This is a genomic window from Streptomyces sp. NBC_00104 (genome assembly GCF_045160825.1).
GTDB lineage: Bacteria > Actinomycetota > Actinomycetes > Streptomycetales > Streptomycetaceae > Streptomyces.
In genome coordinates this window covers 4,567,402-4,579,870 of sequence record NZ_CP108215.1, presented here as the reverse complement: position 1 = coordinate 4,579,870, position 12,469 = coordinate 4,567,402, and the positions used below count along the sequence as shown (strand labels likewise).

The window sequence follows — 12,469 nt, the reverse complement described above, 5'->3', positions numbered from 1 at the left end:
GAGCGGCTCCCCGCCCCGGCCGACAACCAAAACGGCGCCAAGGACCTCCGGAGCGGCTCCCGGACCTCCATGGACGCCAAGGACGCGTAAGCCCGGTCCTGACCCGGCCCGCGTCCCTCGCGGGGACCGCCGTCGTCCCGCCCCCCGTCACACGGGGGTGCGGCGGTCCCCGCGCATATTTCCTCTGCTTCTTCCGGGAACCTCGCCGGGGTCACTCTGTCCAGTCCGAGTCCCCGCCCTTGCCCCGGCGTCGCCCCAGGGTCGGTGAACCCCGCAGGGCCCACGCCACGTTCACGCCCACGATGCCCGCCCAGGTCACGAACAGGCCGGGGAGCTCGGCCACACCTCCGCCGATGCCGGAGAGCGGGATGGCGACGACGAGGGAGACGACGCCGAAGCCGTAGCGTTCGCCCCAGGTGTCCGTGGACTTGTCGGGGGAGCGGCTGCCCCGGGCCACCACCATCTGCTGCTCGGCGACCTGACGCCGGACCCGCCGGTCCACCGCGCCGTCGATGCGCTGGTCGACCTTCTCCAGGAAGGAGTCGACGAGCGCGGACTCGTAGTCCTCGCCCAGCTCTCTGCGGGCGTGCAGGGTGGCGGCGAGTTCCTTCTTCAGCTCCGTGTCCCCGAGCTGTGCGTCACGGGCATCCATACCGGTCATGCTGTTCACGGTAGGGAGCCGGTGGCCGCCTGGCACTGGGGTTAGCCCCCCTGTTCGCGCACCGGCTTCCCCCGGCCGCGGTGCCCGCCCGGTCGTCCCGGCCGTTGCGCTCGCCCGGTTGCGAACGACCGGGCAGTGGTCGATCAGCGGTGACGTCGAGCTCTATCGCTTTGCCGACGACGGACGCATCCACCACATCGACGTCTATTACAAGGACGCAGAGGCGGTTGCCGAGCTCGCCTCCCCGTCAGCCTCCGATCCGTCGGACTCCGGTGTTGCGGCGGGAACCTCCTGACCGGCCGTGTCGGGTCCCTCGGCGACCCAGCTCAGCAGCATCCCGAGGGCCTCGGCCGTCGGTGAGCCGGGCCGCGGCAGGTAGGTGAGCAGTGAGCGGTCGGGACGTGCGGGCACGGTCAGCACGTGGTAGTCGAACTCGAGCGCGCCGACGAGCGGGTGCACGATACGGGCGACGCCCAGCCGCTTCTCCCGTACGTCACCGGTCGCCCACAGCCGCCGAAACGGCTCGCTGCGGATGGCAAGCTCACCGACCAGCGCGGCCAGCTTGGCGTCGTCGGGGCGGCGCCCGGTGAGCAGGCGCAGCTGGGCCACGGTCTCGGTGGCGATGGCCTCCCAGTTCGAGTACCGGGCTCGGGCCTCGGGGTGCAGGAAGAGCTCGCGTGCCGCGTTGCGGGGCTGGGGCATGCGGCTCACCGCGAACACGGCCTCGGCCGCGGCGTTGGCCGCCACGATGTCGAGGCGGGCGCCGAGGAGCACGGCGGGCGTGTCCCCCATGGCTTCCAGCAGCCGCACCAGCGGCTCGTCGGGTACGGCTCCCGATACCCGTTGCGTGGCTCTCGCCCCGGCGCCGGCTCGGCTGGAGCGAACCAGGTTGCGCAGGTGTTCGGTCTCGACGTCGGAGAGGGAGAGTGCCTGCGCGACGGCATGGAGTACCTGGTCGGAGACGTGTGCGGTACGCCCCTGCTCCAGGCGTTGGTAGTAGTCGGGGCTGATGCCGGCGAGCAGGGCGACCTCCTCGCGTCGCAGCCCCGGTACCCGCCGCCGGGTGAGAGTGGGGGGCAGCCCCGCCTGTTCGGGCGTGATGCGCTCGCGTCGGGTGCGCAGGAACCCACCGATGGTCGTCTCCACCCGATCGACGCTACGCCGGTCACGGCAGCCCTGCCTGGCCCTGCTGGACCCAGGTAGGAGCGGACCTTCCTCGAACCTCACCGGCAGGCCACCGTCGGACCTGCGACTTCCATCGGGGAGGCGTGGAGAGGAAGACAGGACAGATACGTGCAGCAGTAGTTCGAGAGGCCGGCGGCCCCGAGGCGATCGAGATCATCGACGTGGCGACACCCGAACCGGGGCCCGGAGAGGTCCTGGTCAAGGTGGCCGGCGCCACGGTCAACTTCGCCGACGTCATGGTGCGCATGGGGCTCAACGTCCAGTACGGCGCGACCGCGGCGCGCGCAGTTCGGCCTCGGCACGGATGTGGCCGGCACGGTCGCCGCGCTCGGCGAGGGTGTCACCAGGTTCGCCGTCGGGGACGCCGTCCTTGGTACTCAGGAGCGACTGGACCGCCCGTTGGGCACGCAGGCCCAGTACGTCGTACTGGAAGACGGGGAACTCGCCCCCGCGCCGAGTGGAACAGACCTGGTGCACCTGGCCACGGTCGGGCTGAACGCCACCACCGCCGACCAGGCGCTGGACGCGCTGGCCCTGGAGCCGGGTCAGTGGCTGCTGGTGTCGGGCGCCGCCGGCGGGGTGGGACTCTTCACGGTGGAACTCGCGCGGCTGCGCGGCCTGCGCGTGATCGCCCAGGCCGGACCGGCCGACGAGAAGCTCGTCCTGGAGGCCGGAGCGCAGCTTTTCGTCTCGCGCGACGACGACCTGGTGCCCACGGTGCGCCGACTGGTGCCCGGCGGTGTGGACGGCGCGGTCGACGCGGCCAACCTGGCCGCCGGGGCGGCGGACGCCGTGCGGCACGGCGGTGCGTTCGTGTCGCTGCTCAACTCCGCGCCCATGGCGCGTCGCCAGGTGCGCATGACCAACATGGCGTGGCACACCGACGCGGAGCGCCTGGCCAAACTGGCGGCCTACGCGGGCGCCGGCCTGATCAGCCTGCGGGTGGCCAGAACCTATCCGCTGGAGCAGATCGCGCAGGCCCACCAGGCACTCGCCGAGGGCGGGCTCCGCGGCCGGATCGTCCTGGTCCCCGACCATGAGTGAGACGAGCCCGGTCGCGAAGAAGCGATTCGAGGGGCGCACGGTGGTCGTCACCGGGGGCGCCACCGGCCTGGGACTCGGCGCCGCCGAACGTTTCGTCGCCGAGGGCGCCACCGTCTACCTGGTCGGCCGCCGGCAGCCCGAGCTCGACGCCGCGGTCGCCCGGCTGGGTCCTGCCGCGGTCGCGGTCCGCGCCGACGTGACCGTCAACGACGATCTCGACCGGCTCTACGCCACGCTCGCCGAGCGCGACGGACAGGTGGACGTGGTGGTCGCCAACGCGGGCGCACCGTCATTCGGCACCATCGACAGCTACACGGGCGAAGAGCTCGACGCGTCCTACGCCCTCAACCTGCGAGGCGTGGCGTTCACCGTTCAGAAGGCGTTGCCGTTGATGCCGGAGGGCGGATCGATCGTCCTGGTGAGCTCCATCGAGGGGGAGCGGGGCAGCCCCGGTCTCGGGGCCTACGCCGCCATGAAGGCCGCCCAGCAGTCCATGGCCCGTACCTGGGCCAACGAGCTGCGCGAGCGACGCATCCGGGTCAACGCCATCAGTCCCGGCGTGGTCTGTCACCGGGTCGACGAGCGGTGCCGCGTTCTCGACGTCTGCGGGCTCCTCTGCCCGATCCTCCCGAGAGGCCGCGGTCCACAGCCAGGCGGCAGCAACACCGCGGTCCCGCGTCCACCGACTTGGGCGCCGTCCCGTTCCAGAGCCGGGATGCGTCGGCGCACTCGTGGTGCGGGGCGGCGCCTGTCGTGGTGGGCGCGGTCCACGAGGGCTGGTCCGGCGGCGTCAGTGGGCGTCGGGTTCGATGGCGTTGGCCGCGGCACCCGGGCCCGTTCGGGCGAGGCGGACCATGGCGCGGTAGAGGGTGGTGGGCGCCGGGGCTTCGGGCAGCGGGGGGATCGGTGCCCCGGAGGTGGCGTAGGAGCGGATCATGTGGCCGACGAGACGATGCCAGGTGTCGGGGGCGGCGTCGCCCGTGGCGGCGATGACGCCGGCGTTGGCCATTTGCAGGATGACGAGGTCTTCCGGGACGAAGTCCTCGCGGAGGTGTCCGGTGCCGCGGGCGCGGGCGATGAGTTCGAGGAACCCGTTGTACGACTCGGAGCGGCGGGCCTCCAGCGCTTTTGCGGTGGGGAAGGTCATGGTCAGGACGTCGGCGAAGCCGCGGTCGGCGGCCTGCATGGCGCAGACGGCGTGGATGTAGCCGGTGAAGCCGTGCCAGGGGTCGGGGTCGGCGAGTGCCTCGGCGACAGCGTCGGCGTAGGCGTCCATGCGGTCGGCGAAGACCGCGTTGATGAGCTCCTCCCGGGTGGCGAAGCGCCGGCCGAGCGTGGCTTTGCCGACTCCGGCCTCGCGGGCGACGGAGGCCATGGAGACCCCCAGCCCTTCGGTGGCGTAGAGGCGGCGGGCGGCGGCCAGGATGAGGTCGCGGTTGCGTTCGGCGTCGGCGCGCAGTCTCGTGTCGGGCTGCTGGTCCGAGGTCTGGTCGGACGGTGCGGAGGTCATTCACCCATTCTATCTAAGTGGGCCGGGCGGCCCGATTCTGTTGTACGCTGGGCAACGGATGAACCGGGAAGGTCGTACCACTTATGGAGGGGTCTTCCGCCGGCCTGCCTCAGGACGACGACAAGGGCCAGGACGTCACCGGCCACACCATCATGGCCGACCCAGACCCAGACCCAGACCCAGACCCAGACCCAGACCCAGACGCCCGGATCCTGGCCTCCCTGGCCGAGCAGGTCGCCTCCGGCGCGCTGCGGGTACCGGCCGCCTTCGGCACCGGCACCCCGGGCGAGATCGCCATCTCCTGCTCCTGACCCACGCCCAACGGAAGAGGAACGACCGTGCCCACCCTTGCCATCGTCGGCGCCGGCCCCGGTATGGGCCTGGCCATCGCCCGCACCTTCGGCAGCCGCGGCTTCGACGTCGCCCTGATCGCCCGCACCAAGGACAAGCTCCGGACACTCGTCGACCAGCTGCGCCAGGAAGGCATCACCGCCGCCGCGTTCACCGCCGACGTCCTGGACAGGCCCTCCCTGACCGCCGCCCTGGACGCAGTGAAGGCCCGCTTCGGCGGCATCGACGTACTGGAGTACTCGCCGGCCCCGCACTCCCCGGTGCCCGGCCTCACCCTGGCCGCCCCGTCGGAGGCCACGGTGGATGACCTGCAGCCGCAGATCGAGTACGTCTTCTACGGCGCCGTCGCCGCGACCCACGCGGTGCTGCCCACGATGCGCGAGGCCGGCGCCGGCACCCTGCTGTTCACGACTGGCGGCGGTTCGGTGGATCCCCTTCCCATGCTCGGCAACGTCAACGCCGCCGGGGCCGCTCTGCGCAACTGGGTCATCAACCTGAACAAGGAGCTGGCCGGCAGCGGTGTGCACGCCGCGCACGTGGCGATCAACGTGTGGATCGGCGGGGGCGGCCCGGAGGGCTTCCCGACCGCCACGCCCGAGCGGATTGCCCCCTGTACTGGGACCTGTACGAACACCGCGACCGCCCCGAGGCCGTCTTCAACGCCTGACCGGCCGGTCCACCCCGCTCCTGGGCCAGGGCATCCGCTCCCTCCCCGCCCGGTCCCCGTTCCCGCCCGGTCCCCGTTCCCGCCCGGTCCCCGTTCCCGCCCGGTCCCCCTCCCCGCCCGGTCCCCGTCCCCACCCGGTCCCCCTCCCCGTAAGGAATCCGTACGTGAACGTCTTCCTGTGGATCGTGCAGGCCCTGCTCGCCGCCATGTTCGCCATGGCGGGCGTCATGAAGTCCACCCAGCCCAAGGACAAGCTGGCCGAGAAGCTGCCCTGGGCGGCCGACCTCTCCCAGGGCACCGTCCGCCTCATCGGCATCGTGGAGTTCGCCGCCGCCCTCGGGCTGATCCTGCCCGCGGCCACCGGCATAGCCCCCGTACTGACCCCGCTGGCCGCGACCGGCCTGGTCGTGGTGATGGTGCTGGCCGCGATCACCCACGCCCGCCGCAAGGAACCCGGCGCGATCGCCTTCAACGCCGCCCTGTTGATCCTGGCCGCCCTGGTGGCCTGGGGACGCTTCGGCCCCTACAGCTTCTGACTTCCCGCCGCCCCCTGCAGCTTCTGACTCCCCGCCGCCCCCTGCGCCTTCTGACTCCCGCCGCCCCCTGCAGCTCCTGACTTCCCGCCGCCCCCTGCAGCCTCTGACTCCCCGCCGCCCCCTGCGCCTTCTGACTCCCCGCCGCCCCCTACAGCTCCTGACTTCCCGCCGCCCCTTACGGCTTCTGGCCCCCACCGCGAAGGATCCCCCTGATGCGTGTCACCGTCCTCGGCGCGACCGGTGCCATCGGCCGCCTCGTCGTCCAGCGGCTCCTGGACGACGGCCACCAGGTCACCGCCCTGGTCCGCACCCCCGCGAAACTCACCCTCACCCACTCCCAACTCGCGCTCGTCACCGGGCAGTTGTCCGACTGCGACGCCGTCGAGCAGGCCGTCGGCGGCGCCGACGCGGTCATCAGCGCGCTCGGCCCGTCCCTGAAGCGGTCCACCACCGGCACCCAGGTGACCGACGGAACCCGCACCGTCGTGCAGATCATGCAGGCGCAGAAGGTGACCCGCTTCATCGGCCTGGCCACACCCTCGCTCGCCGACCCGAAGGACAAGCCGCACTGGAAGCACAAGGTGCTGCCCGTCACGGCCGGGCTGATGTTCCCCAACGCGCTGGCCGAGCTGAAGGGCATGACCGAGGCCGTCACCTCCTCCGGCCTCGACTACACGATCGCCCGCATCACCAACCCGACGGACAAGCCCGCCACGGGCCGCATCCGCTCCGGCTTCCTCGGCCACGACAAGGTCGGCTCCGCCATGAGCCGCGCCGACATCGCCGCGTTCCTCGTCTCCCAGCTCACCGACACCCGCTATCGGCGGGCCATGCCCGCCATCAGCAACTGACCCAGGACCGATCCGCCATGACCTTCGAACTCGGCGTCTACTCCTTCGGCAACACCCCACGCCTCGCGGACGGCAGCCGCGGCCCCACCGCCCAGGCCATCCGCGACGTGCTGGAGGCCATCAAGCTCGCCGACGAGGTGGGACTGGACTTCTTCGGGGTGGGCGAACACCACACGCGGGCGATGCCCCTGTCCTCGCCCACCTCCGTGATCAACGCCGCCGCGGCCTCCACCCACCGGATCAAGCTCGGCACCACGGTCACCGTCCTGTCGACCGACGACCCGATCCGGGTGTTCCAGCAGCTCGCGACCGCCGCGTCCCTCGCCCCCGGACGCGTCGAAGCCGTCGCCGGACGCGGATCATCCACGATCACGTTCCCGCTGTTCGACCACGACGAGCACGACTACGACATGCTGTACGCCTCCAAACTCGCCCTGCTGACGGCGGTCAACGCCGGCGAGAACGTCACCTGGAACGGCCCCCACCGCACACGGCCGTTGGAGGGTGTCACCGCCTTCCCCCGCCCCGAGGGGCCGCTGAAGATCTGGCTGGGCACCGGCGGCAGCCCGGACTCGGTGCACCGCGCCGTCGAGTCGGGGCTGCCGATGTTCCTCGGCATCCTCGGCGGCACCCCCGAGCACTGGGCGCACTACGGGCACGCCTACCGCGCCGCCTGGGCCCAGGCCGGCCACCCCGCCGAGCGGGCCGACATCGCGGTCGCCGTACACGGATTCGTCGCAGAGTCCGCCGCCCAGGCCTGGTCCACGTACCTGGAACACGAGCACCGCATGATGGCCGAAGGCAGCGCCGAACTGGGCCGCCCGTCCCCATCCCGAGCTGACCGCGCCGCGAACTACGGCTCCGACGGCATGGTGTTCGTCGGCAGCCCCGACGAGATCGCCGACCGCATCCTCCACCTGCACGGGCTGCTCGGTCACACCCGCCAGATCCTGCAGATGGACGTCGGCGGTATGCCGCAGCGCGACTTCCTGCGCGCCATCGAACTCCTCGGCACGAAAGTGCTCCCCCAGATCCGCGCCGAACTGTAACTGCCGCCGCGCCGGTACGGGTCAGCGTGTCGGCGCGTCAACGGCGCGGCGCTCCAAGCCTGTCGGTGGGCCCACCACGCCCCCGTGAGTTCGCCGTCCGCGATGTAGGGCCAGGCCCCTCCCCCAGCCGGATCCATATCTGGAACGGTCGAACCACTTGATGTAGCATCAAGTGAAACGCCCTACCCATTTATGGATGGCGGAGCGTTGCGGGCCGCTGTCCACCCCCCCCACAAGGAAGGACTCCGATGAGCACATGGGAGAACGCCAGGCTCCGGGTCGTCTTCGACGACTTCCAGTCGACGGTGGCGGACCTGATCGTCAAGCATGGAGTGACTGAGGAGGAGTTCCAGCAGGCCCTCGCGTTGATCAAGGAGTTCGCCGACGCCGACGAGTTGTCGCTCGCGATCTTCCACTTCTTCGCGTATGGCGTGATGGCGTCCAAAGAGGGCGGCACGTACGCGAATCCGGAGAGGGACGGTGCGACGCCGTGGGTTCCCGTCGGGCCGGCTTATGTGCCAGGCGCGCCGGTCCTGGAGCGCCCCTACGAGCTGCCCATGCGTCCCGACGAGCCCGGCGAGGTGCTCCTCGTCTCGGGACAGGTGCGCTCCACGAGCGGCGAGCCGGTCCCGGGTGCCGAACTCGACCTCTGGATGACCAACAACGCCGGCGACTACTCGGGCCTGACCCCGGAGATGCTCCTGCCGCTGGTCCTGGAGCTCGATGAGAGCCTGCCCCCGTTCAACCTGCGCGGCAAGATCCTCACGGACGACGAGGGACGCTTCGAGTACCGGACGGTCATGCCCGGCATCGAGACCCTCGGCCTGCCCCAGGACGGGCCGCTGCAGCGGTTCGCCCGGAAGCTGGAGCGGGTCGACGTCCGCCCGCTGCACATCCATACGATCGTCACCGCCGCCGGGTTCCACACGCTGACGACACAGTCCCACTTCTCCGGCGACCCGAATGTCCATCACACCCTGGAACCCCGCTCGACACCCGAGGGCTCCGTGTTCCGGACCGAACTGCATGACGACCCGAACGACTTCAAGGCCCGCGGCCTGGACGCGCCCTATTACACGATGACCAACGACTACGTGCTGCGCCCCGCCCGGTGACGTCAGCCGTCTGAGCGTCGCAGGCCAGCGGCGGCGTACGCGTCAGCAGGGCACGGCGTCTGGCGTGGCGTGGCAGAGCGATGCGGTACGGCGGAGATCACGCCGAAGGCGTTCGGGCTCGCGGCTGACCGCAGTCCTCGTCGGCGCTCGGACACCAGGCAGGCTGCCGTGGCGGCTGTCCGCGCCGGTCCTGGACCGCACCCTCGGGCGTCCTGCCCGAGGGCTTGCAGGCCACGGGGTGTGTGGGCCTCCGGGGCAGCCCTCCGCGCGAGGTGGTCACGAGCCGGCCAGGTGCTCGGCGAAGAACTCCTCGATCCGGCGCCAGGCGTCGGCGGCGGATTCCGGTTCGGGCCCGATCCCTGCGATCCGGGTGAGGGGGCGCAGCAGGCGCGGGGCGTTCTCGGCGTCGTTGAGGAAGGAGTGCCCGGCGCCCGGGTACTCCTTCACGTCGTGCGGTACGCCGGCCCCTTCCAGGACGGACTCCAACCTGGCCGCTGCTCCCTTGAGCATGCGGTCACGGCCGCCGTAACTGGCCACCACCGGGCAGGACTCGGCGAGGGCGCGCTCGGCGTCCTCGGGCAGCAGACCGTAGTTGACGGAGGCCGCGTCGAAGGCGCCACGTCCTGCGGCGACCAGGGCGAAGCTGCCGCCCATACAGAAGCCGATGACACCGACCCGTCCGGTGCAGTCGGGGTGTTCGGCCAGTGTCTGCCGGGCGGCTTCCAGGTCTGCCCAGGCGCGGCCACGACCCGACGTCGCGGCGCGCATCGTCGGTACCAGGCAGCGGCGCGCGCCGCCGTCGGCGAACAGATCCGGCATCAGCGCCAGGTATCCGGCCCGCGCGAGGCGCTCGGTCTGCCGCAGCATGACGTCGTCCACCCCCAGGGCCTCGTGGACGACGACGACACCGGGCCAGGGGCCGATGCCCTCCGGGCGGGCGAGATGGCCGCGCAGTCGACGGGAACCGCCGAGAGACGTGCTGAGTTCGGTCAGGTCGACCGGGGTGGGTGCAGGCATGGTGTTCTCCGAGTCGGGGGTGCGGGGAAAGGGCGAGGGACCGGACCCCGGGAATGCGTCCGAGCGTGAAACCGGCCTGCCGGGCCACGCCCGGCGTCGGTGGGCAGGCAGCCGCCCGGACGGCGAGGACCGGATAGCGGACCGGATAGCGGACCGGATAGCGGACCGGATAGAGGACCGGATATCCGAAGAGGGTCACACCAGGGGGTCACGGCGCGCGCTGCCGCCCGGGGTTCCACGGCGCGGCGTGCTCAGTCGGCCGGGGAAGGACTCCGCGAGTCCTTCCCCGGCGCGGGCCGGGGTGTCGAGGGTGCGTCCTCGGTGTGGCCCGGAGGGCCGGTCTCCTTCTGCCGGCCCGGCGTCCGGTGGCCGTTGCGGGGCCGCGGTATGACGAGGGCCACGGCGGCGGCGATCAGCGCGCCGGCGGCGGCGATGCCGAAGGACAGGGTGTAGGCGTGGGCTGTCGGCTGGGCGCCGGTGGCACCGGAACCGCCGGCGAGGACACCGGCGATGACCTGCGTGCCGAGCGAGGCACCGACCGCACGCACCAGGACGTTGATGCCGGTCGCCTCTCCGGTCCTCGTGGGCTCGACCGCGTCGACGATGAGGTTCGGCATGGCGACGAACGACATGCCGACGCCGGTGAAGGCGAGCGTGGTGAATCCCAGTACGGCGTGCTGGGAGTCATGATGCGCGGCGAGCAGAAGCAGACCGGTGCCGGTGATCAGGCTGCCCAGGGCGAGGGAGGTTCTGCCGCCGAGGCGGGCGCTGAGGAGGCCGGAGAGCGGGCCGGCGGCCAGCATCGTCAGGGAGCCGGGCAGCATGACCAGTCCGGCCAGGGTCGCGTCGCCCCCGAAGCCGTATCCGGTCGCCGTCGGCGCCTGGATCAGCTGGGGCACCAGCAGGAACACTCCGAACTGCCCGAAGCCGACCAGCAGGCTCGCCAGGTTGGTCATCAGCACCGGCCCTCGCCCCAGGACACCCATGTCGATCAGCGGCTCGGCCGTGCGGCGCTCCACCAGTACCAGCAGGACCAGGACGACCGGGCCGGCGGCGATCAGTCCGAGGGCCGGGCCGCTGCTCCAGCCCCACTCGTCGGCTCGGCTGATGGCGATCAGCGGGGCGCTGATGCCGACGGCCAGCAGTACGGTGCCCGGCAGGTCGACCCGGCCCGGGGTGTGGTTCACCGACCGGGGGAGCAGCGTGTACACGGCGACGGCCGACAGCAGCGCCAGCACGGTACCGGTCCAGAAGATCCAGCGGTACGAGGCGTGATCGACCAGCAAGCCGCCCATCAGGAGCCCGATGCCCCCGCCGACGCCCACGACGGCCGACACGAGTCCCAGGGCGCCGGCTCGTCGCTCCTCGGGCACGATGTCGCGGATGATGCCGAAGCACAGCGGGAGGATGCCGCCGCCCGCGCCCATCACCACCCGCCCGGCGACCACGAGGCCCAGACTGTCGGCCGGCGCGGCCATGGCCCCGCCCACGGCGAACAGGGTCAGCGCGACCACGAGCATTCGCCGCCTGCCGAACATGTCGCCCAACCGGCCGATCACCGGCGTCAGTACCGCGGCCGACACCAGGAAGCCGGTGAACGCCCAGGTCACGCCCTGGGTGCTGCTGCGGAGTGAGGTGGCGATGTCGGGCAGGGCCGGTGCGATGGATGTCTGCGCCAGCGCGTAGGACAGCGACGCCAGGCCCAGTACCGCCAGGCTGCGGCCGACCGGTGTTCTGTCGGGAGAGTGTGCCGTGTGCGCCATGACTCGACTTCCTTGAGGCCGGACCCCGGGCCCGGCTGTGATGGGGGGACCAGGTCACTTCCGCTCGGTGCGCTCCGCTCCGCTCCGGTGCTCCGCTCCGCAGTGGACCTGGCCGGCAAGGGCCGCGGAGCGCTCAGGCGGGGGCGGTGGGGGCATGGGTGAACGACGACTCCCCGCCATAAGTGGGTCGGTCGGTCCACTTGAGACTACTTCAATCGGATAGCTCTATCCAGATTCCCGTCGGCAAGATGTGAGCGAGGGTCCGCGCGGGGCAGGGCGCCGGCGCCCGGGCTACCCCCGGCCCGAGCCGAACCTCCGGATCGTCCTGCCGGGGATCTTCCGGCGCCGCCGAGGCGTTGGCGGGCCTGGAAAGCGAACAAACCCCAGGTCGCCGGCCTGGGCTTTCATCGTGCAGCGGATGACGGGAACCGAATCCGCGCTCTCGGCCCGGGAAGCGGCGCCACTTGGGAGGCGATGGCGTCCCGCCGGGTGCGCGCCGTTGCCTTTGGCGGGCGGCGTTTCCGGTTGAAGGGGTGCTCGCCCTACGTCTTCAGCGTTCGTGACTTCGCCCGCCCGTCACTTTCCTCTGCGGCGTCCGGCCTCACCCGGTACTCACCCGGTATCTCGTGCCCCGTATCCCTTGCTCGGCCTGCATAGCCTCATGCAGAGTTCTCGGTGTCTGAATATGTGGTGTCTGCTGGGGGCTGAGGAGGCTGCGGG

The 12,469-nt window shown here is 71.5% G+C and carries 11 protein-coding genes and 2 pseudogenes; 8 read left to right on the top strand and 5 right to left on the bottom strand.

The annotated features are described in order from the left end of the window. Positions 1 to 211 precede the first annotated feature (211 nt). Positions 212 to 661, bottom strand: coding sequence for a hypothetical protein (locus OG272_RS20010; protein WP_326582293.1), 450 nt, complete (start codon positions 659 to 661; stop codon positions 212 to 214). A gap of 207 nt (positions 662 to 868) precedes the next feature. Then, positions 869 to 1,807 (bottom strand): helix-turn-helix transcriptional regulator, encoded by a 939-nt coding sequence (locus tag OG272_RS20005; RefSeq protein ID WP_328223242.1) that lies wholly within the window; start codon positions 1,805 to 1,807, stop codon positions 869 to 871. A 345-nt stretch (positions 1,808 to 2,152) separates the two neighbouring features. Here OG272_RS20005 and OG272_RS20000 point away from each other — a divergent pair, with 345 nt between their 5' ends. Together OG272_RS20000 and OG272_RS19995 are read left to right on the top strand one after the other, a co-directional pair. Continuing rightward, positions 2,153 to 2,890, top strand: a complete 738-nt coding sequence (locus OG272_RS20000) for an NADP-dependent oxidoreductase (protein WP_327729380.1) — start codon at positions 2,153 to 2,155, stop codon at positions 2,888 to 2,890. Continuing rightward, positions 2,883 to 3,443 (top strand): annotated as a pseudogene (locus OG272_RS19995) (SDR family NAD(P)-dependent oxidoreductase); the annotation flags it as partial. The gene OG272_RS20000 and the pseudogene OG272_RS19995, both read left to right, overlap by 8 nt. Positions 3,444 to 3,680: 237 nt before the next feature. Here the strand turns inward: OG272_RS19995 and OG272_RS19990 are convergent. After that, on the bottom strand, positions 3,681 to 4,400 hold the full coding sequence (locus OG272_RS19990) for a TetR/AcrR family transcriptional regulator (RefSeq protein WP_405894278.1): 720 nt from the start codon (positions 4,398 to 4,400) through the stop codon (positions 3,681 to 3,683). An 83-nt stretch (positions 4,401 to 4,483) separates the two neighbouring features. Here OG272_RS19990 and OG272_RS19985 point away from each other — a divergent pair, with 83 nt between their 5' ends. The 6 genes and pseudogenes from OG272_RS19985 (at position 4,484) to OG272_RS19960 (ending at position 8,969) form a co-directional block, all read left to right on the top strand. Next, positions 4,484 to 4,711: a hypothetical protein gene (locus tag OG272_RS19985; protein ID WP_405894276.1), complete on the top strand. Its 228-nt coding sequence runs from the start codon at positions 4,484 to 4,486 to the stop codon at positions 4,709 to 4,711. A 63-nt stretch (positions 4,712 to 4,774) separates the two neighbouring features. Continuing rightward, positions 4,775 to 5,233 (top strand): annotated as a pseudogene (locus tag OG272_RS19980) (SDR family NAD(P)-dependent oxidoreductase); the annotation flags it as partial. Between the two features lie 349 nt (positions 5,234 to 5,582). Beyond that, positions 5,583 to 5,954 (top strand): DoxX family protein, encoded by a 372-nt coding sequence (locus tag OG272_RS19975; RefSeq protein ID WP_326582297.1) that lies wholly within the window; start codon positions 5,583 to 5,585, stop codon positions 5,952 to 5,954. Positions 5,955 to 6,166: 212 nt separating this feature from the next. After that, positions 6,167 to 6,805: an NAD(P)H-binding protein gene (locus tag OG272_RS19970; RefSeq protein ID WP_328507017.1), complete on the top strand. Its 639-nt coding sequence runs from the start codon at positions 6,167 to 6,169 to the stop codon at positions 6,803 to 6,805. A gap of 17 nt (positions 6,806 to 6,822) precedes the next feature. After that, positions 6,823 to 7,854, top strand: a complete 1,032-nt coding sequence (locus tag OG272_RS19965; protein WP_405894274.1) for an LLM class flavin-dependent oxidoreductase — start codon at positions 6,823 to 6,825, stop codon at positions 7,852 to 7,854. A gap of 248 nt (positions 7,855 to 8,102) precedes the next feature. Beyond that, complete coding sequence (locus tag OG272_RS19960; RefSeq protein ID WP_326582300.1) at positions 8,103 to 8,969, top strand: catechol 1,2-dioxygenase; 867 nt, start codon at positions 8,103 to 8,105, stop codon at positions 8,967 to 8,969. Positions 8,970 to 9,245: 276 nt separating this feature from the next. Here OG272_RS19960 and OG272_RS19955 read toward each other — a convergent pair whose 3' ends face one another. Together OG272_RS19955 and OG272_RS19950 are read right to left on the bottom strand one after the other, a co-directional pair. Next, positions 9,246 to 9,986 carry a dienelactone hydrolase family protein gene (locus tag OG272_RS19955; protein ID WP_328507019.1) on the bottom strand — a complete coding sequence of 247 codons (741 nt, stop codon included), beginning with the start codon at positions 9,984 to 9,986 and terminating at the stop codon, positions 9,246 to 9,248. Between the two features lie 251 nt (positions 9,987 to 10,237). Further along, a complete protein-coding gene (locus tag OG272_RS19950) occupies positions 10,238 to 11,749 on the bottom strand; it encodes an MFS transporter (protein WP_405894271.1) in 1,512 nt (503 codons plus the stop codon). Between the last annotated feature and the right edge of the window lie 720 nt (positions 11,750 to 12,469).